Source organism: Microbacterium sp. NPDC091662 (genome assembly GCF_044756705.1).
Lineage (GTDB): Bacteria > Actinomycetota > Actinomycetes > Actinomycetales > Microbacteriaceae > Microbacterium.
This window is the reverse complement of the sequence record NZ_JBIVTM010000002.1, coordinates 396,892-419,318: the sequence shown is the minus strand read 5'-3', so window position 1 is coordinate 419,318 and position 22,427 is coordinate 396,892. Positions and strand designations below refer to the sequence as shown.

The window sequence follows — 22,427 nt, the reverse complement described above, 5'->3', positions numbered from 1 at the left end:
ACGTCGATGTCCTTGCGAAAACCATATGCCCTTCAGTATTAGATTTCAAACGACATTCAGGATTAGGGTCGAGGCATGGCACGACGGGGTTCGTATGCGAAAGGCGTGGCGCGACGCGAGGAGATCCTCGAGAGCGCCCTCGACGTGATCGGGCGCAAGGGATACCAGAACGCCTCCCTCAAGGAGATCGCCGAGGTCGTCGGCGTCACACCCGCCGCGCTCCTGCACTACTTCGGCTCGAAGGAGGAGCTCTTCACCGAGGTGCTCCGCAAACGCGACGAGCACGACGGCCTCGACCCCGCGGGGCTCAGCGACGCCGAGGCCAGGGCCGCGTTCATCGATGTGATCCGACACAACACCGAGGTCCCGGGTCTCGTCGCCCTGTTCTCGCGCCTCTCTGTGGACGCCGCCGACCCGGAACACCCCGCCCACGACTACTTCCTGGACCGCAGCGCCCGCCTGCGCGACTCGATCGCCGACAACTTCGGCACCGACGACAGACGCTCCGCCCTCGACCCCGACACGCTCGCCCGCGTGATCCAGGCCGCATCCGACGGACTCCAACTGCAGTGGATGATCGACCCCACCGTCGACATGCCCGGCATCATGGGCGCCCTGATCGACGCCCTGCATCCGCCGGCACCGCCGTCCGGCGACTAGCCCTTCACGGCACCCCCGAGTCCGGCCGAGCGCAGGAACACCGACTGGAAGACCAGGAACATCGCGATCGGGATGAGTGTCGCGATCGCCAGCGCCGCCAGGAACACGTCGAGCTCGGTCTGCGACTGCACGGCGGGGAGGCGCACCGACAGCGGCTGCACCGCTGGGTCGGGCAGCACCAGCATCGGCCACAGATAGTCCTTCCACGCGGCGATGATGGCGAAGACCGAGACCACGCCGAGGATCGGCTTCGACATCGGCAGCACGATCGACCAGAACAGCCGGAAGGGTCCGGCGCCGTCGGTGCGGGCCGCCTCGAACACCTCTCGCGGCAGCGAGTCGAAGAACCGCTTCACCAGCAGGATGTTGAAGGCGTTCGCCCCCATCGGCAACCAGACGGCGAGGTAGTTGTTGAGCAGGCTCACGTCTCCCAGCAGCGGCGGATGCACGATCGTCAGGTACAGCGGCACCAGCAGCACGATGCCCGGGATGAACAGCGTCGCCAGCACCAGCGCGTTCAGGATCGGCGCGTACTTCGGACGCAGCACCGACAGCGCGTAGCCGGCGGTCGTCGCGATGAACAGCTGCACGAACCAGGCGCCGAGCGCGATGATCACCGTGTTGAAGAAGTACTGGTCGATGTGGATGTCGTTCCACGCGGTCGACAGGTTCTCCCAGTCCATGCCGTTCGGCCACAGCGCGAACGGCTGCTGCAGGGTGTCCTGCGTGGGGGTGATCGCCGACTTCGCGAGCCACAGGATCGGACCGAGCCCGGCGATGACCAACCCGACGGCAAGGAACACGTGCGTGAGCGACATCCCGATGCGGATGCCGGGGCGCCGACGTTCGGAGTCGGAGATGACCGTGCGGTCGCCGACGCGATCGGCGGCCTTCTCCGCCGCCTTCTCCGCGGCACGGGTCGAGAGGCGGGTGGTGAGGCTCACGTCGTGCTCCAACGGTCGGTCAGCTTGAAGTACAGCCAGGAGAGCAGGGCGAGGACGATCGCGAGCAGCACCGAGACGGCCGTCGCCTCGCCGTAGTCGCCGCCGAGGCTGTTGCGGAAGGCCTTGTCGTAGATGTACAGCAGCACGGTCTTGGTCGCGCCGGCAGGGCCGCCGCCGGTGAACAGGAACGGCTCGAGGAAGACCTGCGCGGTCGCGATCACCTGCAGGATCAGCATGATGAAGAGGATGCCGCGCAGCTGCGGCAGCGTGACGTGCCAGACCTTCTTCCAGATGCCGGCGCCGTCGACCTCAGCGGCGTCGTAGAGCTCGGGGGGCACGCCCAGGAGCGCGGCCAGGTAGATGATGATCGAGCCTCCGGCCCCGGCCCAGGTGGCTTCCAGCACGAGCGAGGGCATGGCCTGCACCGCGTCCTGGATCCACGGCTGCGGCGGGATGCCGACGAATCCGAGCACCGTGTTGAACACACCGGACGGGTCGGCGCTGTAGAAGAACTTCCACAGCAGCACCGCGACGACCGGCGGGATCACGACGGGCAGGTAGGCGAGCGCCGAGTAGATGCCCTTGCCACGGCGCACCTCGCTCATCAGCACGGCCATCAGCAGCGGCAGCGGGAACCCGAAGAGCAGCGCGAGCACGGCGAACCACAGCGTGTTGATCACGGCGCGGCCGAGCTCGGGGTCGCCGATCACGGCGAGATAGTTGTCGAATCCGACCCACTCGGAGACGATCAGGTTCGTCTTCTGCAGGCTCATGATCACCGACTGCACGATCGGCGACCACGAGAAGAACACGAACACGAACAGCATCGGGAGCACGAACAGGAGGTTCGCGAGCCCGCCGCCGCGGAACCACGTGAGCGGCGAGCGGCGGCGGGAGGAGCGCACAGCGGGCGGCGGAGAATCCTCCACCGCCGCCCGCTGCTCGGAGAGCGTCATCGTCATGAAGTGTTACTCGTCGAGCTTCGCCTGCGCGTCGGTCTGCGCCTGGGCCAGGAGGGCGTCGATGTCGGCGTTCTGGTCGGTCAGGACCTTCTGCACGACGGTGTCGAGGAGCGCGTAGACCTCCTGCGTCTTCACCTTCGGCTCACCCACCGGTGTCTGGTCCCAGATGCGATCGCTGAACGGCGCCATCTGCTCGACCGGAACATTGATGTAGTCGGCGATCCACACCTGCGACTCGTCGTACAGCTCACGGCTGAGCACCGGGAGCAGCGGGGTGCCCACCGCCTGGCCGGACTCGTTCAGCGTCTTGGCATCGAGCACGGCCGCATCCTTGTCCATCAGCTTCTGCATGTAGTACCAGTCGATCCAGGTGACCGCTGCCTCCTTCGTCGCGTCGTCGACCGTGGGGCTGATCACGGCGATGTCTCCGCCGCCGAGCGTGCCGGGGTCGTCGCCCTCCATCGGCACGACCGTCATGCCGTAGATGTCCGAGTCCATGCCGAAGTCGCGGACGAGGGCGGTGTAGATGTCGGAACCCGACGTGTACATGCCGATGTTGCCAGCCGCGAACTCCTGGTTGATGGTCCCCCAGTCGAGGTCGACCTTCGAGCCGAAGGCGTTGTCCTCCCACTTCACGTCGTGCAGGAACTGCAGCGAGGCCTTGGTCGCGTCGTTGTCGATCGTCGACTCGGCCGTGCCGTCTCCGTTGTCGGTCTGCGTGCGACCGCCGCGGGCGACGGTCTGCGAGGTCAGCTGCCACCCGCCGGTGTTGTTGATCGCCATCTGGGCGTACCCGGCCTTGCCCGTGGCATCTGCGATCTTCTTGGCAGCTTCGCGGATCCCGTCCCAGGTCTCCGGCGGGTTGTCGGGGTCGAGCCCGGCCTGCTCGAACAGGTCGCGGTTGTAGTGCAGTGCGGCGGCGTACGCCTGCCGCGGGAACCCGTAGATCTTGCCGTCGGAGCCGGTGACCCCGTCGAGGATGATCGGGTTGAACTTGTCGGTGTAGCCGAGCTTCTCGATCGCGTCGGTCACATCCATCAGCTGCCCGTTCTCGAGCAGCGTCTTCGAGTCGGTGAACGGCACGGTGAAGACGTCCGGCAGGCTTCCGCCGGCGAGCTGCACGGCGAAGGTCGGGCCTTCCCACTCGTACTCGACGCCGATGATGTCGATGTCGGGATGTTCCTTCTCGAACTGCTTCTCCTGAGCGGCGAACGCATCATAGGCGGCAGCGTCCGCTCCCGGTGGGAACGTCGCGACGCGCAGTTCGAGCCGCCCGTCGGCGTTGTCGCCGTCGCCGCTGGACGTGCAGCCGGCGAGCGCGCCGACCGTCGCGAGCACGGCGATGCCGGCGACCATGGCCTTCGTTGGTGACTTCATTGTCTGTCCTTCCATGTGGTGCTGATCGGGTGGTGCAGGGCTACTTCGGCGCTCGGTGCGAGCGCGCGGGGACGGCTCGGAGGGCGAGCCAGGCTGTGGAATCGGGAGGGAGTGCACCGTCGAGCGGCGCGCTGGCGAGGAGCACCTCGTGGTGCGCCGGCAGCGGCACGGCCGCGGACCCGAGGTTCGTGATGCTGAGGGTGCCGTCACCTCTGCGGAACGCGAGCACGTCGGCGCCGAGTTCGAGCCACTCGAGATCGTCTCCGGCGAGATCGTCGATTCGACGCCGGAGCGCGATCGTCGCGCGGTACAGGTTGAGGGTCGAATCGGGGTCCCGGTCCTGGGCGTCGACCGTGAGCGTCGCCCAGTCCTCTGGCTGAGGAAGCCACGGCGTGCCGCCGAAGCCGTACGGGGCCGCCGCTCCGGACCAGGGCAGTGGCACACGGCAGCCGTCCCGCCCCGGGTCGACCCCACCCGAGCGGAAGTGCATGGGGTCCTCGATCGCATCGAGCGGCAGTTCCACCTCGGGAAGGCCGAGCTCGTCGCCCTGGTAGATGTAGAGGCTGCCCGGAAGCGCGGCGACGAGCAGCGCCGCCGCGCGGGCCCGACGCGCGCCGCGTGCGGCATCCGTCGCCGTGCCGAAGCGCTTGCGCTCGAAGGCGAACGAGGAGTCCGCCTGCCCGTAGCGGGTGACCGGGCGTGTGATGTCGTGGTTCGAGAGCACCCAGGTCGCCGGCGCGCCGACGGGTGCATGCTCCGCCAGCGTGCGGGTGATCGAGTCGCGCATGGCCTGCGCGCTCCAGGGCTGTGTCATGAACCCGAAGTTGAACGCGGTGTGCATCTCGCCCGGACGCAGATACCGCGCGAAGCGCTCGGCGTCGTCGAGCCACACCTCGCCGACGAGCACCCGCTCGCCGTCGTACTCGTCGGCGACGGCGCGCCATTCACGGTAGATCTCGTGCAGCTCGTCGCGGTCGATGTGCGGGTGGCCGATCGCGGGAGCCGTGCCGGGCGGGAGATCGGGAAGGGCCGGATCCTTGACCGGGAGCGCCGCGGAGTCGATGCGGACGCCCGCGACGCCGCGGTCGAACCAGAACCGCAGGACGTCTTCGTGCTCACGCCGCACGTCGGGGTGGTTCCAGTTCAGATCGGGCTGCTCTGGCGTGAACAGGTGCAGGTACCACTCGCCGTCGGAGCCGTCGGGGTTCCGTGTGCGCGACCAGGTCTGGCCCTGGAAGCTCGACACCCAGTTGGTGGGGATACCGTCACCGCGCTCTCCCCGACCGGGATGGAACCAGAACCGCTCGCGCTCGGGGCTTCCCGGCCCCGCGGCCAGTGCCTGCTGGAACCACTCGTGCTGATCCGAGATGTGGTTGGGGACGATATCGACGATCGTGCGGATGCCGAGAGCCAGGGCCTCGGCGATCAACTGCTCCGCCTCCTCGAGCGTGCCGAAGCGGGGGTCGATGCGGCGGTAGTCCTGCACGTCGTACCCGCCGTCCGCGAGAGGGCTCAGGTACCAGGGAGTGAACCAGAGAGCGTCGACGCCGAGGCTCTTCAGGTACGGCAGCCGTGAGCGGACGCCGGCGAGATCTCCGATGCCGTCGCCGTTGCCGTCCGCGAAGCTGCGCACGTACACCTGGTAGATGACGGCCGTGCGCCACCACCCCTCACGCACGGGCATCGGCAGGGTGCGGGCGGGTGCCGCCGTGCGCAGAACGTCAGTGTCCACGGAACTCCTCGTCGTCAGTGGCGATGAGTCGAATGTAGCTTTTTCTAGCGTTCCGTGCAAGAACTAAACAGATTATTGGAAAATTGCGATCGTTTCCGAGCGCGAACAAGAGACGGCCCGCAGGCCATCTGCGGAACCGATCAGCTCAGCGGACCTGTCGAGGCTCGCAGCACCAGCTCGGGCTCGAACAGCAGTTCATCGCTGGGCTGCGCCGTGCCGGCGATCTGCGCGAGCAGCAGCGCGATCACCGCCCGCCCCATCGACTCGATCGGCTGTCGCACCGTCGTCAGCGGGGGCTCGGTGCAACTCATCAGGGCCGAGTCGTCGAACCCGACGATGCTCACATCTCCCGGAACCGACAGGCCGGCACGGCGAGCCGCGCGCACGGCCCCGAGCGCCATCGGGTCGCTCGCGCACACGATCGCCGTCGCCCCGGCGGCGAAGAGACGCGCGGCCCCCGCCTGCCCCGACTCGAGCGAGTACATGCCGCGCACGACGAGCTCGTCCGACAACGGCGCCCCGAGCGAAGCCAGCAGTCGGCGCGCGGACTCGAGCTTGCGACGGGAGGGGACGTGGTCCTCCGGCCCCAGAAGAAGGCCGATCTTCCGATGCCCGAGCTGGTGCACGTGCAGCACGGCCTGTTCAGCTGCGGCGGCATCATCGGTCGACACCGTCGCGAAATGCAGCTCGGGGACGCGGGCGTTGACGAGCACGGTCGGCAGGTTCACCTGACGCAGCCGCTCGTAGTGCTGATGCGCGGCGTCCGCCTGCGTGTAGTTCCCGCCGAGGAAGATCACGCCCGAGACCTGCTGCGCGAGGAGGAGGTCGACGTAGTCCGACTCCGTCACTCCCCCCGCGTTCTGGGTGCAGAGCAGGGGCGTGTACCCGTTCTGGGTGAGTGCGCCTCCGACGATCTCGGCGAACGCGGGAAAGATCGGATTCTGCAGTTCAGGGAGCACGAGCCCGACCAGGCGGGCACGTTCGCCGCGCAACTTGGTCGGCCGCTCGTAACCGAGCACATCGAGGGCGGTGAGCACCGCCTGCCGCGTGGCGTCGGAGACTCCCGGCTTCTCATTGAGCACGCGACTGACCGTCGCCTCGCTCACACCGACCTTTCGGGCCACCTCTGCCAGTCGCTTCGACATGCAGTCAGTGTACGCAAGTCCTTGCAAGAACGCGCAAGCAGCTTGCGCGACGTCGCGGACGACTCAGCGGACGTTGCCGTTCGAGCAGGTCTGCTGTGCTGCGGAGTTGCCCTTGATCGAATCGGGGAGCGCCACGACATTGTCGGGAGTCGCTGCCGGGTCGGGGGTCGCTGCCGGATCCGTCGCCGGCTGCTCGACAGGTGCCGTCGGCTCCTGCACGACCACGCCGTCGTTCTTGTTGTTCTCGTGCGTGATCTGCAGCTGGGCGTTCGCAGCGAGCGCGTCCCAGAGCGCCGAAGCGGCGGTGTAGTTGGGGACGACCTTGTTGGGGTTGGCCGAGTCCGTCCCGTTCGGGTACTGCACGAAGACGATGTCCTCGAACGGCACCGACTTGACCGCGAGGGCGATCTGCACGAGCGTCATCGGGTTCGTGAGCGACTCACTCGGCTCGAGATTCTGGATCGCGGTGTTCGCGAGCTTCAGCATCACGGGCACGTTGCCGAGCACCTCACCGCTGATCATCTTGCGTGCCAGGCTCGACATGTACTGCTGCTGATTTCCGATGCGGCCCAGGTCACTGCCGTCGCCGACGCCGTGACGGGTGCGCAGGAACTGCAGCGCCTGCAGTCCCTCGACCGTGTGGGTTCCCGCAGCCATGTCCAGTCCGGTGTAGCGGTCCTTGATCGGATTGGCGAGGCAGACGTCGACACCGCCGATCGCGTTGGTGATCTCGATCACACCGCCGAAGGTGACGCCTGCCGCGAACTGGATCTCCTGGTCGGTGAGCTCGGAGATCGTCTTCACGACGCAGTTCAGACCGCCGTCGGTGTAGGCGGTGTTGAGCGGCTGCTTGCTCATCGCAGAGGTGGCATTGCCGTTCTTGTCCGTGCAGGACGGGATCGGCACCATCAGGTCGCGAGGGAAGCTGACGACGGTGATGCGACGGGGCTCCTGTGAGACGTGGACCAGCAGGTTCACGTCGTTGAGCGTGCCCTCGGCGTCCGAGCCGGAGCAGCGAGCGCCGAAGAGGTCCTTGTACTTCTCCTCGCAGGTGTCGACACCGGTGAGCACCATGTTGAATCCACCCTTGTACTCGCCGATGTCCGGCGGGATCGGGTCCTGGCCCTCGATCTCGACCGCGTTCGCCGAAACCGTGCTCGTGAGGTCGTAGAAGACGTAGGCCCCGACGCCGAGCCCGCTCACCAGAACCACGGCGAGGCCGATCGCGATGAACTTCAAGAGCTGGCCGACGGTGCCAGGAGTGCCCAGCTGACCGTGGCGCGCGATCGTGTGACGGCGTCGGGTGTTCTGGCTCACTCGGGTCCTTTCGGATTCAGCGCCGATACGGGGGCATCGTGCTCAAATGCGGAGGGTGTGGGATTCGAACCCACGAGACATCTCTGCCCACTGGTTTTCAAGACCAGCTCCATCGGCCGCTCGGACAACCCTCCCGACAGACGCTTCTGTCGACCAGGCGTGAGTCTAGCCGAGTTCTATTCTCCTGCGCTGACCTGGGCGGGGGCTGGAAGCGTGTCGAGCGCTCGCGCCAGGCCGCCGTCGGCGACATCTGCGGTGACCTCGCCGGCGGCTTCCTTCACCACGTCGGGGGCCTGACCCATCGCCACCGCTCGTCCGCCGAGTGAGCGCGCCCAGCCGAACATGCCGATGTCGTTGCGCCCGTCGCCCGCGACGAGGATGCGTCCCTCGCCGAGCCCGAGCTCGGTGCGCACCTGCTCCAGAGCCGTGCCCTTGTCCACACCCTGCGGCGCGATGTCCAGCCACGCCGTCCAGCCGATCGCGTACGACACCTCGTTGAGACCGGCATCCGCCACCAGGCGATGGAAGTCGTCTTCATCGTGACCGGGAGAGACGACGACGATGCGCGAGACGGGGAGCGCGCCGAGCTCGTCGAAGTCGACCTGCCGTCCGCCGTCGAGCGTCCAGTCATCGAGCTGCTCGGTGAACAGCCGCTGCCCCGAAGCGAGTTCGACCATGTACCTGGCGTCGGGGAGACGCTCGCGCAGCAGACCCAGCACCGGCGTCGGATCGAAGGTCTCGACGTTCCAGCGCTCCCAGTCGTCGCCGGAGCGGCGCATCGTCACGGCGCCGTTGGAGCACACCACGTAATCGGCGGTCAGGCCGAGCTCCTCGACATAGCGTCGCGTCGCCATCCAGCTGCGCCCGGTCGCTATGGTGACCACGTTCCCGCCGTCGCGCACCCGGGCGATGGCTTCCGGAACCCCGGGACTCATCGTCTCATCCTGCAGCAGGATGGTCCCGTCGACGTCGAGGCCGACCAGCCAGGGCCCCGTCATCGAGCGGCCCGCCCGTCGGCGAGGGGCTCGATCACTTCGAGGCCGCCGAGGTAGGGGCGCAGGACCTCGGGCACGCGCACCGATCCGTCGGCCTGCTGGTGCGTCTCGAGCAGGGCGACGATCCAGCGGGTGGTGGCGAGCGTGCCGTTCAGCGTGGCGACGTGCTGCGTCTTCGCGGTGCCCTGTGCTGCCGCATCCGCCGTGTCGACGGCCGGACGATGACGCACATCGAGGCGGCGCGCCTGGTAGGTCGTGCAGTTCGAGGTCGAGGTGAGCTCGCGGAACGCGCCCTGCGTGGGCACCCAGGCCTCGATGTCGTACTTGCGAGCCGCGCTCGATCCGAGGTCTCCGGCGGCGACGTCGATCACGCGGTAGGCGAGGCCGAGCGAAGTCAGCATCTCCTCCTGCAGCGCGACGAGGCGCAGGTGCTCGGCTTCGGCCTCTTCCGCGGTCGTGTAGACGAACATCTCGAGCTTGTTGAACTGGTGCACGCGGATGATGCCGCGGGTGTCCTTGCCGTGCGAGCCGGCCTCGCGCCGATAGCAGGTCGACCACCCGGCGTAGCGGAGGGCGCCATCGGCCAGGTCGACGATCTCGTCCTTGTGGTACCCCGCGAGCGCGACCTCGCTGGTGCCCACCAGGTACAGGTCGTCGTCCTTGTCGAGGTGGTAGACCTCATCGGCGTGCTCGCCGAGGAACCCGGTGCCCTGCATGATCTCCGGGCGCACGAGCGTCGGGGTGATCAGCGGCACGAAGCCGTTCTGCAGGGCCTTGTCGAGCGCGAGGTTCATGAGGGCGATCTCGAGCCGCGCCCCGATGCCGCGCAGGAAGTAGAAGCGTGCGCCGGAGACCTTGGCACCGCGTTCCATGTCGATCGCGCCGAGGAGTTCACCGAGCTCGAGGTGGTCCTTCGGCTCGAAGTCGAACGCGGGCACGTCGCCGACGCGACGCAGCTCGACGAAGTCGGCTTCGCCACCGGCGGGTACACCGTCGATCACGACGTTCTCGATGCGAGCAAGCGCCGCCGCCGCTGCGTCTGCGGCCTCGTTCGCCGCATGCTGGGCCTGTTTGACGCGCTCCGCGAGATCCTTCGCCTGCGCGACCAACGCGGCCTTCTCCTCCTTGGGAGCTTTCGCGACCTGCTTGCCGAAGGCGTTCTGCTCGGCACGCAGCTCTTCGAAAGCCGAGAGCGCGGACCTGCGCGATCGATCGGCCTCGAGAGCGACGTCGACGGTGCTCTGGTCGTTTCCACGAGCAGTCTGCGAACGGCGGACGATCTCCGGGTTTTCGCGGAGGAGTGCGAGGTCGATCATCCACCAAGTCTACGGTGAACGCCCGGGCGCGCCGGATGTCACACTCGTCGACCGGCGTCGTCTTCCTCTGCAACGGCCGCCACCCCGTCGGCCCGTGGAAAGGAATCCCATGAGCACCCGTGTCACCTCCCTCGACCAGTTGAACATCGCCTTCGCCGAACGGTTCAACGCCCGAGACATCGACGGCCTGATGGCTCTGAACGCCCCGGACGTCGTCTTCGTGCCTGCCCCGGGGACAGCCGTGACGGGCGCCGAAGAGGTCAGGGGCGCGCTCGAGCAGTTCCTCGGGCTGCATCTGCCGATCGTGATGACGGTCCGTCATGTCTTCCAGAGCGCGGGCACCGGACTCGCGGTCGCGGACTGGACGATCACCGGCACGGGCCCGGACGGCTCCGCGATCGCTCTCGCCGGCACGACAGCTGATGTCGCGGTGTACGACGACGAGCACGGCTGGCGCTACGTGATCGACAACCCGTTCGGCACGCTCTGATGGACGCGGAGGCCGGGCCGGACGCTCGGCCTCCGTCAGCCCTCGCCCATCCCGGTACGGCGACAAGCCCGCAGCGCTTTTCGTGCACGCGAGATGCGCTGCCGGGCGGCAGCGGGTTCGATTCCGAGACGAATCGCGACCTGGTCCGCGGAGAGGCCCTCCACCACGGTGAGCAGCAGAGGCTCTCTGAGGGTTTCGGGCAGGGCGTGAAGGGCGGCGAGAGCGCCGCCGAGGAACACCCGGACCTCCACGGCGGATTCCACGCTCGCCCCGTCTCCCGCGATGTCCTGTTCCAACGGGGCCTCCGGCCTCCGTCTGCGCTGTCGAGCGAGATCGATGGCGACGTTGCGGGCGATGACATCGAGCCAAGCGCACAGGCGTCCCGGTTGCGGGGCGTCCAGGTGCGAGACGGACCGCCACGCCCGGAGCAACGCGATCTGCGCCGCATCTTCGGCATCGGGCACGGGGACTCCCAGCGAGATGCTTCGACGACGCAGCCGATCGGGTTCGTTCTCGATCAGCGCGGAGAGCGCGGCGTGCGAGGCATCGCGGGAGACATCGTCCATACGTCCGCTCTCCCCCCGCGATCGAGCAAGTCTCCTTCGGATGAGGAGGACCGGGCAGTTCCCGGTTTAGAGTAGCGCCATGACATCCAGCGCACCCGTCCAGCGACAGGCGGCGCTCGTCTACAACCCCATCAAGGTCGACGGCAAGCATCTTCGCGCCACGGTGCGCGATCTCTCCCGCGAAGCCGGATGGGAGCACCCCGCGTTCTACCCGACGACGATCGAGGATGCCGGGCAACATGCCACCGCGCAGGCCCTGGAGCGCGGGGTGGATGTCGTACTGGTCGCAGGCGGCGACGGCACGGTGCGGGCGGTATCCGAGGCGATCGCGAACAGCGGAGTGCCGTTGGCGATCCTTCCCAGTGGCACGGGCAACCTGCTCGCTCGCAACCTCGGGCTTCCTCTCGGCGATCCGACGGAGATGATCCGCGCCGCACTGGGCGACTTCCGGCATCCGATCGACATCGGGTGGGCGCGCCTCACACGGCAGGACGGCGAAGAGGCCGAACACGCCTTCGTGGTGCTGGCCGGCATGGGTCTCGACGCCGACATGATCGCGAACACCCGCTCCGACCTGAAGAAGTCCGTGGGGTGGATCGCGTACGTCGACGGTGCCGCCCGGTCACTGCCTCGCGCGAAGCCGTTCCGTGCCGTCTACCAGGTCGATGACGGGCGCCTGCACTCGCACCGCGCATACAGCCTGCTCTTCGCGAACTGCGGCACGCTCCCCGCCGGCATCGCCCTGATCCCCGACGCGTCGATCACCGATGCCGCCCTCGATGTCGCCGTCATCCAGCCGACCGGCATGTTCGGCTGGTTCGGGGTCTGGCGCAAGATCTGGTGGGACAACTCGGTGCTGCACCGCTTCCGCGCAGGGCGCCGTGTGCTCGAGCACCGCGGCAAGAACGCCTCGGTGCATTACTTCCACGGAACCGCCGCAGAAGCCGCAGCACCCGACCCCATCCCGATCGAGCTCGACGGCGACGAGTTCGGCGAGGCCGTGCGCATCACCTGCTGGGCGGATCCCGGAGCTCTGCTGCTGGCGTTGCCGTCCGGGCACCCGGTGCACATCCTCTGAGAGCCGGGACTCCCCGGTCAGTGCACCTCGACCGTGCCGTCGAGTCCTCCGCCGACGAGGGTCAGGGTGAACGTCGCATCGTCGTCGACGGTGTCGTCGCCGAACGAGAGGATCGTCGCGCGCGGTGCCATGTCCATCGTGCAGACCTGGTTCGGGTCGGTCGCGAAAGTCGCCGTTCCCGCGTTCCCCGATCCCTCGAGCGAGTCGACGACCGGCGGACAGGAGGAGGATCCCCAGGTGAGCAGCACCAGGCCGCCGTCATCGAACCAGCCGGCCGAGGGCAGATACTCGGTCGAGGTGCCGGGCGCGCCGGTGGCACCCGGGTTTCCGTCGAGATCGACGTCGTCGGTGATGTCGCCATAGGTGACGTTGAGAGTGATGTCGGTCTTCGGATCCACGCCTTCCGGCAGAGCGCCGAGGCTCGCACGCGGTGCGAGATCCTTCGTGCATGGCCGTGACGACTCACCCTCCGGGTCGACGAGGGTGACCGTCACGGTCTGCCCCTCTGCGGTGACCTGGTCGACCTGCGGCACACAGGTGGAGGAGCCTACGGTGATGACGGCGAACATGCGCCCATCGTCGAGCAGTGCACCCTCGACATCGTTCTGGTCGTCGATGCCGCCGGCGCTCGGTGCCGGAGAGCTGGTCGGCGTCTCCGCGCCCGGCCCGGCGGTGCACCCTGCGATGAGGAGCGCGGCCGCGGCGACGCCGATGACGGAAACGAGAGGACGAAGCGCGGAGGTCATCCTCACAGGGTAGCCCTCGCGGAGTTCGCGGGGATAGCCGGCCTCACCTACTGCAGAGCGGAGGTGAGGCGTGCGAGATTGTCGAGCACGGTCGAACGCAGCGGTTGCTGCATCCACTCCTCCAGGGTCAGCTCGCGGCTGAGGGACCGGTACTTGTCCTCGACCTCACGCATCTCGGCGACGAACTCCTCGCCGCGCACGAGCATCGAGACCTCGAGGTTCAGACCGAAGGAGCGCATGTCCATGTTGCTCGATCCGATCACGGCGACCTCGTCGTCGATGGTCAGCGTCTTGGTGTGCAGGATGTACGGCTTGCGATACATCCAGATGCGGACTCCGGCCTTGAGCAGCACCTCGTAGTAGCTGCGCTGCGCGTGGTAGACCATCGCCTGATCGCCCTCTTCCGAGACGAACAGCTCGACGTGCACGCCGCGGTCCACCGCCGCCGTCACCGCGAGCAGCAGCGCTTCATCGGGGACGAAGTACGGGCTGACGATCATGATCTTCTTCTTGGCCGAGTAGAGCAGGCTGAGGAAGAGTCGGAGGTTGTTCTCGACCTCGAATCCGGGGCCGGACGGCACGACCTGACAGTCGAGGTCGCCGGAGCCGATGTTCGCGTGTGCGATGTCGATTCCCTCGAGCACCGTGTCGGTCTCGCTGTACCAGTCTGCGACGAAGATCGCGTTCACGCTCAACACCACAGGGCCGTCGAGACGCACCATCAGGTCGACCCAGTGCAGACCGCGCTTGATGTTCTTCGGCAGGTTGTAGGTCGAGTCGGTGATGTTCTGCGAGCCGAGGAACGCGATGTTGCCGTCGACGACGAGGAGCTTGCGGTGATTGCGCAGATCGGGACGCTGCATCTTGCCCTTGAGCGGCTGCACCGGCAGCATCAGGTGCCAGTCCGCCCCCATCGCATTGAGCCGCGCGATGGTCTGCTTGTAGCGGGGTTTGCCGCGGTTGGCCCAGTGGTCGAGCAGCACGCGGACCTCGACGCCTCGTGCGCAGACCTCTTCGAGCGCCCGGAAGAAGTTGTCCGTCGACGTGTCGGACTGCAGGATGTAGAACTCGACGTGCACATACTCCTGCGCCGTGCGGATGGCCTCGGCCATCTCATCGAGCGACTCCTGGTAGTCGGAGATGAGGTGGGCGCCGTTGTCGCCGGACAGGGGGAGAGCGCCGAGCTTCTGGTTCATCTGCACGATCGGTCCGAACCATGCGGGAGCGTTCGGGCGGAGCGTGCCGAAATGCAGGTGCTCGCTGGTCTCCGCGATGTACTCGTTGATCTGGTCCTGCTTGCGTCGGCGGGCGCGCGGGAGGCGCGGATTGCCGATCACGAGGAACAGGAAGACCCCGACGAACGGAATGAAGAAGACCGCCAGAAGCCAAGCCATCGCGGCCGTGGGGCGTCTGTTCCGTGGGATGACGATGATCGCCGTGACACGGATGATGATGTCGAGCACCAGAAGGAAGGCGGCGATCCACCATCCCCAGGTCTCCGCAGTCATCGTGCCCCCTCGCCACCGCAGTGACCGTCACAGCCGATGCGCACCAGAGCAGGTGCGCTGGCTTCACAGTAGCCGATGGGTCGGACTCAGGCGCGCGGAGGGAGGCCCCGCGCGGCGCGCTCTTCAGCCTCGATCTGCGCGTGAACCTTGCGTTCGGTGCGATCGAACCGGAGGATGCCGCGGACCACGAGGAAGAACACGATGCTCACCCCGACGGTCGGCAGAAGCGACCATGCCGCGGCGAGCCAGAAGTTGTCCATCACCCCATGGTACGCGAGCCACTGTTCGTGCACATTCCTGGCCTCACAGAAACTCCGTCCACAGAGCCACATTTCGCGCCCGCCGCCCTTCGGCCTCGACCACACTCTCGGGATGACAACAGTTCTCCGCGCCACCGATTCCGCCGCCTTCCTCGGTATCGTCCCGTCTCTCGCAGGGTTCACGCCTCGTCGGAGCATCGTGCTCCTGCCCTTCCGAGGCGCCCGCACCGATGGGGCCATGCGTCTGGACCTCCCGCACGAGGAGGCCGACCTCGAGGTCTATGCCGACGCCGCCGTCGGTCTCGTCGCACGCGTCGTCGGCACCGACGCCGTCGCGGTCGTCGTCTACACCGATGAGGAGTCGCACCCCACACGAGACGGTCTCGTGCTCCCGCACGCGGTGGCCGTCGACGAGCTGTTGGGCTGCGCTGAGGAAGCCGGTCTCCGCGTGGTCGACGCCCTCTGCGTGACTCCTTCCGGCTGGTCGAGTTACATCGACGAGGAGCCCGAGCTCGGAGCGTTGGCGCAGATCTGCCGTCCGGCCGATCTGCCGCCGTCGGCCGAGGTGTCCGGGGATCAGAGCATCGGAGCGGAGCTCCCGAAGGTCGATCTCGCCGAGAAGGAACGTGTGGGAACGGCGTCGGCCGAACTCGCCGCATTCCTCGATCGGAAGGGGCGAGGGCGGTTGACGGTTCGGGAGAATCCGCAGCTCATCGCCGCGCTCGTCCTGCTCGACGACGTTCCGGCCTTCTTCGAATCGGTGCTGGCGGCGCCCGACGACCTCCCTCCTTCCGCGACCGCCACGCTGCTGTGGTGTCTGGGGCAACCGCTGCTGCGCGACGTCGCCATCGCTCAATGGGCGACCGACCTGGCGGGCGGCATCCGCACGCTCGAAGCGCAGACCGCGTTCGCCGAGTCCGGAGTGATGGTCCCCGATGACGTGGGCCAGGTCTTCCTCGGACGCGGCCCCACCCCCGACACCGAACGCCTGCGGCGCGCCCTCTCGGCGGCGCGCGCGGCGGCGGCGCGGTCGCCGCGACTCGCGCGGCCCGCACCCCTCACCGTGGCGGCGTGGTTGTCGTGGGCTCTGGGGCGCGCCAGCCACGCAGACCGGTACCTCGAGATGGTGCGCGAGATCGATCCTCGCTATTCGCTGGCTGCGCTCCTGGAGACCATGATCGGCGGCGCGATGCTGCCGGAATGGGCGTTCCGACGCCACTCGGCGGAATGACCGCCGGATGGACGGACTACTTGACCAGAGGGAAGAGGATCGTCTCGCGGATGCCCAGACCGGTGATGGCCATCAGCAGACGATCGATCCCCATGCCCATTCCGCCCGACGGGGGCATGCCGTGCTCGAGCGCCCGCAGGAACTCGTCGTCGACCGGCATCGCCTCGACATCACCCCGGGCGGCGAGCTTGGCCTGCTCGACGAAGCGCTCGCGCTGGATCACGGGGTCGACGAGCTCGGAGTATCCGGTCGCCAGTTCGAAGCCGCGGATGTACAGATCCCATTTCTCCACGACACCCGCGATCGAGCGGTGCTCGCGGACCAGGGGCGATGTGTCCACAGGGAAGTCCATCACGAACGTGGGGCGCACGAGATCGCCCTTCACGAAGTGCTCCCACAGCTCCTCGACGAGCTTGCCGTGGGTGGCCTGCGGTGGCAGGTCGACCTCGTTCGCCTCCGCGAACGCGATCAGATCCTCGACCGAGTCCTGCGGCGTGACGGTGCGACCGGATGCGGCGGAGAGCGACTCGTACATCGAGATGCGGTCCCACTCACCGCCGAGCTCGTATTCGGTGCCGTCGGCCCAGGTCACGGTCGTGGTTCCGGCGACCGCGATCGCCGCGTTCTGCACGAGCTCCTGGGTGAGGGCGGCCATCTGGTTGTAGTCGCCGTAGGCCTGATACGCCTCGAGCATCGCGAACTCGGGGCTGTGCGTGGAGTCGGCACCCTCGTTGCGGAAGTTGCGGTTGATCTCGTAGACGCGCTCGATGCCCCCGACCACGGCCCGCTTGAGGTACAGCTCCGGCGCGATGCGCAGGTACAGCTCGGTGTCGAACGCGTTCGAGTGCGTGATGAACGGACGGGCAGAGGCTCCACCGTGCTGCACCTGCAGCATCGGGGTCTCCACCTCGAGATAGTCGTGGCTCGTGAAGGTCGAACGCAGGCTCGCGTTCACGGCGGCGCGTGCGCGGACCGTGGTGCGCGCCTGCTCCCGCACGATCAGGTCGAGGTAGCGGCTGCGCACGCGGCCTTCCTCGCTGAGCTCCGAGTACGCGTTGGGGAGCGGCAGGATCGCCTTCGCCGCGATCGTCCAGTCGTCGGCCATAATCGACAGCTCGCCGCGGCGGCTGGAGATGACCTCACCGTGCACGAAGACGTGGTCGCCCAGATCGACGTACTCCTTCCAGTCCGCCAGCGACTCCTCGCCGACGTTCGCCAGAGAGATCATCGCCTGGATGCGCGACCCGTCGCCCGCCTGCAGGGTGGCGAAGCAGAGCTTGCCGGTGTTGCGGCTGAACACCACACGTCCCGCGACCCCGACGATGACGCCCGTCTCTGCGCCTGCTTCGAGCTCGCCGTATTCGGAGCGCAGCGCGGGAATCGTATGCGTCACGGGAACGGCGACCGGGAACGCCCCGCCCCCCGCGTCCGTCCGCTTCTCGATCAGGCGCTCGCGCTTGGCGAGTCGCACGGCCTTCTGCTCGTGGACGTCCTCTTCGAGAGAAGGGTCGGTCGAGGCCGATTCGGGCGCGGCGGACGCGTCAGTCATGTGCAGGGCTCCTTGGAAGTCCCTCCCAGTTTACCGAGGCGGGATCCCGCAGTTTGGCGCGCGCTGGGTAGCCTCGAAGAATGGCCCACCCACGGATCCTCCGCGCGTTCGCTGCACTCGCCCTCGCGACAGGGGCGATCCTCGCGCCGGGCGCAGCGATGGCAGCCTCCGACGGTCCCGAGACGCAGGGGGCTTCGCCTCTGCGATCGGCAATCGCCGAGGGGGCCGACGTCGACGACTTCTCCTACAGTTCGTGGGATGCGGTCTACGAACTCGGTCTCGACGACGAGGGCCGCGCCCGCATGCACGTAACGGAGACCCTCGTGGCCGGCTTCCCGGACACCGACCAGAATCACGGCATCGTCCGGGGGCTCGCGACCTCGTACGAAGGGGCGAGCACCGAGACGACGGTCCTCTCCGTGACCGATGAGAACGGTGCGGACGTGCCCTACGAGGCGGATGAGGAGGACGGTCTCCTCTACGTGCTCACGGGCAACGACGATGATTACGTGCGAGGGCTCACGACCTACGTGATCGAGTATGAGATGCGCGATGTGATCCTTGCCACCGACCCATCCGAGGGCTCGTCCACTCCCCCGGCAGACGAGTTCTATTGGGATCTGCTCCCGCTCGACAGCACGCAGCCCATCGATCGGTTCAGCGCAGAGATCGTCTTCGATCCCACGATGAGCGGCGCGCTCACCGGTGCCACACGCTGCTACACCGGCCCTTCCGGCTCGAAGGAGGAGTGCGAGCTGGAGGGCCCGACCACCGGCGGCGGCGGCGGGGCGACGTTCCATGTCGAATCGGGGTCTCGTCCCGCCGGGGACGGGGTGACGGTCGCCATCGGGTTCGAACCGGGAACTGTCGCGCAGCCTGCGGCCCGCACGCCCGATCCGGTCGCCGACATCGCACCGATCGCCGCCGCCGTCGGCGCCCTCGGACTCTCCGCGGGCAGCTGGGTGGCGGTGTCGGCCTTCGCGCGCCGACGGCGAACCGCCACGGGCGTCGTGGTCGCCCAGTACGACGTGCCGGATTCGCTGCCACCGCTGCTCGCCGCTGCCATCGTTCCCGGGGCCAAAGACGTGATCCCGTCCGAGATCGTGCACCTCGCCGTCCGCGGCATGCTGCGCATCGAAGAGGGGCCTGAAGACGAAGAGCCGCGATTGCGTCGTCTTGGCGACGCACGCACGCCCGACCAACTGGACGTCGACGCCCTCGAAGCGCTCTTCCTCGAAGCGGATGCCGACGACGTGATCGATCTCCCCGCCTCCGACGAAGCGTTCGCTGCCCGGATGACCGCGCTGCACCAGAGGGGGACCACCGAGGCACAGACGCGCGGATTCACCGAGAAGGTGCGCAGTCGGGGCGCCGTGATTCTGCAGTGGTGCGCGATCGGCATCGCCGTCGCCGGCCTGGCGTTCGGGATCTGGAGTGCGGCCACAGGGCGTCTCTCCGCGATCCCCGCGCTCGTCGTGATCTCTTTCGGCGCCTTCCTCGTGCTGCTGTCCAGCCTCTACGCGTTCTCGAAGCACACAGTGCTCACCGCCGAAGGCGCACGCACGTACGAGTACCTGCAGGGGGTAAAGGAATTCGTCCGGGTCGCTGAGGCCGACCGTCTACGCATGCTCCAGTCGTACAGCGCAGCGGAGCGTCGCGCCGACGGCACCGCCGATGTCATCCACGTGTACGAGCGTCTCCTTCCCTACGCGATCCTGTTCGGCATGGAACGCGAGTGGGGCGATGTGCTCGAGAAGGCCTACGCCGACGCGGAGCGCGGCGCATCCTGGATCGGTGACCCCGCATCGTTCGCGCTCCGGGCGCAGCTCGCCTCGTTCGTGGCATCGTCGCACGCCGCCGCCACTTACTCGGCGCCCTCGACGAGCTCGTCGTCGAGTGCCGGCGGGTCATTCGGCGGCGGGTTCTCCGGAGGTGGAGGGGGCGGCGGCTTCTCCGGCGGGCGGTGAGCCCCGCTGGCGCCCGCACGGGGTGCCACGCCGGCGGATTCAGATCAGCGGCGGAGCGTCGGATGCTTCGCGCAGCGCGCGCTCGACAGTCGACTGCACCAACGCCGAGAGGTAGCCGCCCGGGTTCTCCACGCCGATCTCCCGCAGTCGCGCGGTCGACTGTCCGATGATCGACCGCGAGAACTCGGTGGCTGTCGCGATCGCATCGGCGTAGGCCGGACGATCCGCCTCCGCGATCACGACGGGCTCGCACCCCATCTCGACGGCGAGAGCCTGGGCGATCGGCAGCACCGCGGCCGGCGCGGTCACCGCAGCGAATCCGGCATGCAGCTGCCGGAGGTCGATCGACGTCCCCGTGAAGGTGATCGCGGGATGCACGGCGAGAGGGATCGCCCCGCGTTCGGCCGCCGGGCGCAGCACCTCGATCCCGTGCGCCGGGTCCGTGTGCAGCACGAGTTGGCCGATCTGCCAGCCGCCCACCTCGGCGATGCCGGCGACGAGCGCAGGCAACTGCTCGCTGGGTACGGCGATGATCACGAGCTCGGCACGACGCACGACCTCCAGAGCATCGAGCACGGGCACATCGGGAAGCACGGCCGAGGCGCGTTCGTCGTCGGACCCGCTGGTGATCCCGATCACGGCATGTCCTGCACCGCCGAGTGCCGCCCCGACGACCGGCCCTACGCGGCCTGCCCCGATGATGCCGACGCCGAGGCGACCGTCACGCGCCATCGTCGCGCCTCGTCCGCCGAAGCAGCGGGGGTGCGGGTGGGGCGACCGGCGGAGCATCCGGGACGATCGGAGGCGCCGGCGGAAGCACCGGCCTCCCGACCGGCGGGGCGGCGGGCGGGAGCGGAGGCGCGGGCGGCGCCGACTGTCCAGGCACAGGGAACACCGGCGGCGGGCCGGTATACGCCGGCGGGGCCGGAGGCGCTGCGACCGGCGTCTCGACCGCGTGTGCGCTCCATCGGTGGGTGGTGTCGCGGGATGCCGCCTCCGCGGCGGCACGGCTGACATCGTTGAGCAGCGCCAGCGCGTCGGCCCGTTCGAGACCCGACAGATACCCGGTGATCGGCCCGGGAACGGTGTGCACCTGCGCACCTGAGACCCGCTGATTCCGATCGATCGGCCCCTGGCTGAGTGAGACCCCCTGCAGACGTGCCAACGGGAAGACCGCGAGCTTGCGCCACACGTTTCCACGGCGCAGCAGCAGGCCGAAGTCAGCGACGAGGTAGCCGTGTCGCTTCCAGGAGAACGGACGCCGCCACCAGGCGCGCCGGGGCATCGTCCGATACGTGTCTCCGTCGGCGGGACCCACGACGCCCTGATCCCAGAGGAACGGGATGCTCTCCGCGGGAACGTCGGGGAGCACCAGTGCGAGCACGCGTTCGACGTCGGCGCGTTTGCCGACGGGCAGCACCACGTTGAACTGCTGTCCGCTCCCCGACGACTGCTGGGCTGCGCTCTTGCCACTCATGCGGTTGATCTTGATCGTCCACCACCCGAACGGGCGCCACAGCAGCGACTGCGACACCTCCACCGCGAAGATGCGCCCCGGCGGAAGCGTCTCGGTGACGGTCGTGAGCAGACCGTAGGTGATGCGCACGCCATCAGGGGTCGGAGCGATCGAGTAGCGCAACGACTTCGAGATCTGCGCCCAGGTGATTCCGACCACGGCGATGACCATGGGCACGCCCATGCCGAGCCCGAGACCGAGGAGCACGACCCCGCCGTCGGTGATGCCGTCGGCGAGCATTCCGATCAATGCACTGCCGATCGCGATCGCGAAGATCGCGCCGAAGAACACGAACCACAGCAGGCCCGAGATCAGCTGTGATCCCACCAACCGGCCTGTCGGGATCTTCACGACGCTCTCGGGGACGACATCGGCGAGGTCGACGCCGGAGATGAGCCCGTTGACGCCGGCATTCATCGAACCCACCAGCTGCGCTCGAGCAGATGTCGGACCCGACGCGGCAGACGCGGCCGGGTTCAGCGCGGCATCGCGCGCCGCACGGGCGCCGGAGGCCAGACGCAGGATGTCGGCACGCACAGACTCAGCGCGGGGCGTCGCGAGGTACTCGAGCTCGACGTTCGCGTCGTTGCCGGCACCGACGACCTCGAGCTTCGCGAGACCGATGATGCGGGCCGGGAACGGGCGGGTCAGGTTCACGCCCTGCACGCGGTCGAGAGGAGCGCGGCGGTGCGAGCGGAAGATGATGCCCTTGCGGACCTCGACGTGATCGCCCGTGATCCGGAACTGCTGGAAGCGCCAGACGAACCAGAAGATCAGCACCAGCACGATCACGAGCCCCAGCACGCTGAGGAGCGCGACCAGGATCAGGTTGTTCGAGAGCACCCAGTCGACAGGGTCGGCACCGGCGTAGTCGCCGTAGTGCGCCTCTTCGGGCGTGAAGATGCCCACGGCCCACGCGATCAGGCGATCCCGCATGTTCGCGATGACGATACCCGCGATGATGATCAGCGCCAGCCCGCCCTTGAAGAGCGGGGTGAGCGGATGCATCCGGTGCCACTCGCCGTTCGCGAGCGTCGTGGAACCCTCGGCGACAGGCATGGGAGCGCT

20 protein-coding genes and 1 tRNA gene are annotated in these 22,427 nt (G+C 68.0%); 5 read left to right on the top strand and 16 right to left on the bottom strand.

The window, feature by feature from the left end; all coding sequences use genetic code 11:
* Positions 1 to 75 precede the first annotated feature (75 nt).
* Positions 76 to 660 (top strand): TetR/AcrR family transcriptional regulator, encoded by a 585-nt coding sequence (locus ACIQLD_RS15270; protein ID WP_402609259.1) that lies wholly within the window; start codon positions 76 to 78, stop codon positions 658 to 660.
* Here the strand turns inward: ACIQLD_RS15270 and ACIQLD_RS15265 are convergent.
* From ACIQLD_RS15265 to serS, 9 genes are all read right to left on the bottom strand, one after another.
* The gene (locus ACIQLD_RS15265) at positions 657 to 1,604 is read right to left on the bottom strand and encodes a carbohydrate ABC transporter permease (protein WP_402609257.1); all 948 of its coding nucleotides are present in this window, start codon (positions 1,602 to 1,604) and stop codon (positions 657 to 659) included. The genes ACIQLD_RS15270 and ACIQLD_RS15265 overlap by 4 nt on opposite strands.
* Positions 1,601 to 2,566 carry a carbohydrate ABC transporter permease gene (locus tag ACIQLD_RS15260; protein ID WP_402609255.1) on the bottom strand — a complete coding sequence of 322 codons (966 nt, stop codon included), beginning with the start codon at positions 2,564 to 2,566 and terminating at the stop codon, positions 1,601 to 1,603. Before ACIQLD_RS15260 ends, ACIQLD_RS15265 begins: the two co-directional genes overlap by 4 nt.
* Positions 2,567 to 2,572: 6 nt before the next feature.
* The gene (locus tag ACIQLD_RS15255) at positions 2,573 to 3,943 is read right to left on the bottom strand and encodes an ABC transporter substrate-binding protein (RefSeq protein ID WP_402609253.1); all 1,371 of its coding nucleotides are present in this window, start codon (positions 3,941 to 3,943) and stop codon (positions 2,573 to 2,575) included.
* A gap of 40 nt (positions 3,944 to 3,983) precedes the next feature.
* Positions 3,984 to 5,627 carry a glycoside hydrolase family 13 protein gene (locus ACIQLD_RS15250; RefSeq protein ID WP_402610284.1) on the bottom strand — a complete coding sequence of 548 codons (1,644 nt, stop codon included), beginning with the start codon at positions 5,625 to 5,627 and terminating at the stop codon, positions 3,984 to 3,986.
* 188 nt (positions 5,628 to 5,815) lie between these two features.
* Positions 5,816 to 6,820, bottom strand: a complete 1,005-nt coding sequence (locus ACIQLD_RS15245) for a LacI family DNA-binding transcriptional regulator (protein WP_402609251.1) — start codon at positions 6,818 to 6,820, stop codon at positions 5,816 to 5,818.
* Between the two features lie 63 nt (positions 6,821 to 6,883).
* On the bottom strand, positions 6,884 to 8,137 hold the full coding sequence (locus tag ACIQLD_RS15240; protein WP_402609249.1) for an LCP family protein: 1,254 nt from the start codon (positions 8,135 to 8,137) through the stop codon (positions 6,884 to 6,886).
* 49 nt (positions 8,138 to 8,186) lie between these two features.
* Positions 8,187 to 8,271 (bottom strand) — tRNA-Ser (locus tag ACIQLD_RS15235).
* Positions 8,272 to 8,313: 42 nt separating this feature from the next.
* Positions 8,314 to 9,135 (bottom strand): HAD family hydrolase, encoded by an 822-nt coding sequence (locus ACIQLD_RS15230; RefSeq protein ID WP_402609247.1) that lies wholly within the window; start codon positions 9,133 to 9,135, stop codon positions 8,314 to 8,316.
* Positions 9,132 to 10,448 carry a serine--tRNA ligase gene (serS, locus tag ACIQLD_RS15225; RefSeq protein ID WP_402609245.1) on the bottom strand — a complete coding sequence of 439 codons (1,317 nt, stop codon included), beginning with the start codon at positions 10,446 to 10,448 and terminating at the stop codon, positions 9,132 to 9,134. Before serS ends, ACIQLD_RS15230 begins: the two co-directional genes overlap by 4 nt.
* Before the next feature lie 109 nt (positions 10,449 to 10,557).
* Between serS and ACIQLD_RS15220 the strand changes: the two genes are divergently transcribed.
* Positions 10,558 to 10,938 carry a YybH family protein gene (locus tag ACIQLD_RS15220; protein ID WP_402609243.1) on the top strand — a complete coding sequence of 127 codons (381 nt, stop codon included), beginning with the start codon at positions 10,558 to 10,560 and terminating at the stop codon, positions 10,936 to 10,938.
* Positions 10,939 to 10,973: 35 nt separating this feature from the next.
* Here the strand turns inward: ACIQLD_RS15220 and ACIQLD_RS15215 are convergent, their stop codons facing one another.
* Positions 10,974 to 11,504 carry an RNA polymerase sigma factor gene (locus ACIQLD_RS15215; RefSeq protein WP_402609241.1) on the bottom strand — a complete coding sequence of 177 codons (531 nt, stop codon included), beginning with the start codon at positions 11,502 to 11,504 and terminating at the stop codon, positions 10,974 to 10,976.
* Between the two features lie 79 nt (positions 11,505 to 11,583).
* Here ACIQLD_RS15215 and ACIQLD_RS15210 point away from each other — a divergent pair, with 79 nt between their 5' ends.
* On the top strand, positions 11,584 to 12,582 hold the full coding sequence (locus ACIQLD_RS15210) for a diacylglycerol/lipid kinase family protein (protein ID WP_402609240.1): 999 nt from the start codon (positions 11,584 to 11,586) through the stop codon (positions 12,580 to 12,582).
* A 17-nt stretch (positions 12,583 to 12,599) separates the two neighbouring features.
* Here ACIQLD_RS15210 and ACIQLD_RS15205 read toward each other — a convergent pair whose 3' ends face one another.
* The 3 genes from ACIQLD_RS15205 to ACIQLD_RS15195 form a co-directional block, all read right to left on the bottom strand.
* The gene (locus ACIQLD_RS15205; protein ID WP_402609238.1) at positions 12,600 to 13,328 is read right to left on the bottom strand and encodes a hypothetical protein; all 729 of its coding nucleotides are present in this window, start codon (positions 13,326 to 13,328) and stop codon (positions 12,600 to 12,602) included.
* A gap of 47 nt (positions 13,329 to 13,375) precedes the next feature.
* Positions 13,376 to 14,836: a cardiolipin synthase gene (gene cls, locus ACIQLD_RS15200; RefSeq protein ID WP_402609236.1), complete on the bottom strand. Its 1,461-nt coding sequence runs from the start codon at positions 14,834 to 14,836 to the stop codon at positions 13,376 to 13,378.
* An 86-nt stretch (positions 14,837 to 14,922) separates the two neighbouring features.
* Positions 14,923 to 15,096, bottom strand: coding sequence for a hypothetical protein (locus ACIQLD_RS15195; protein ID WP_021198192.1), 174 nt, complete (start codon positions 15,094 to 15,096; stop codon positions 14,923 to 14,925).
* A 112-nt stretch (positions 15,097 to 15,208) separates the two neighbouring features.
* Here ACIQLD_RS15195 and ACIQLD_RS15190 point away from each other — a divergent pair, with 112 nt between their 5' ends.
* A complete protein-coding gene (locus tag ACIQLD_RS15190) occupies positions 15,209 to 16,327 on the top strand; it encodes a DUF4192 family protein (protein ID WP_402609233.1) in 1,119 nt (372 codons plus the stop codon).
* A 16-nt stretch (positions 16,328 to 16,343) separates the two neighbouring features.
* Here the strand turns inward: ACIQLD_RS15190 and lysS are convergent, their stop codons facing one another.
* On the bottom strand, positions 16,344 to 17,876 hold the full coding sequence (lysS, locus tag ACIQLD_RS15185; protein WP_402609231.1) for a lysine--tRNA ligase: 1,533 nt from the start codon (positions 17,874 to 17,876) through the stop codon (positions 16,344 to 16,346).
* Positions 17,877 to 17,956: 80 nt separating this feature from the next.
* On the opposite strand from lysS, the gene ACIQLD_RS15180 reads away from it, so the two are divergent.
* Complete coding sequence (locus ACIQLD_RS15180) at positions 17,957 to 19,843, top strand: DUF2207 domain-containing protein (protein ID WP_402609229.1); 1,887 nt, start codon at positions 17,957 to 17,959, stop codon at positions 19,841 to 19,843.
* A gap of 39 nt (positions 19,844 to 19,882) precedes the next feature.
* Here the strand turns inward: ACIQLD_RS15180 and ACIQLD_RS15175 are convergent, their stop codons facing one another.
* Positions 19,883 to 20,575: a DUF2520 domain-containing protein gene (locus ACIQLD_RS15175; protein ID WP_402609227.1), complete on the bottom strand. Its 693-nt coding sequence runs from the start codon at positions 20,573 to 20,575 to the stop codon at positions 19,883 to 19,885.
* On the bottom strand, positions 20,565 to 22,418 hold the full coding sequence (locus ACIQLD_RS15170) for a PH domain-containing protein (protein WP_402609225.1): 1,854 nt from the start codon (positions 22,416 to 22,418) through the stop codon (positions 20,565 to 20,567). Before ACIQLD_RS15170 ends, ACIQLD_RS15175 begins: the two co-directional genes overlap by 11 nt.
* Positions 22,419 to 22,427: the final 9 nt, after the last annotated feature.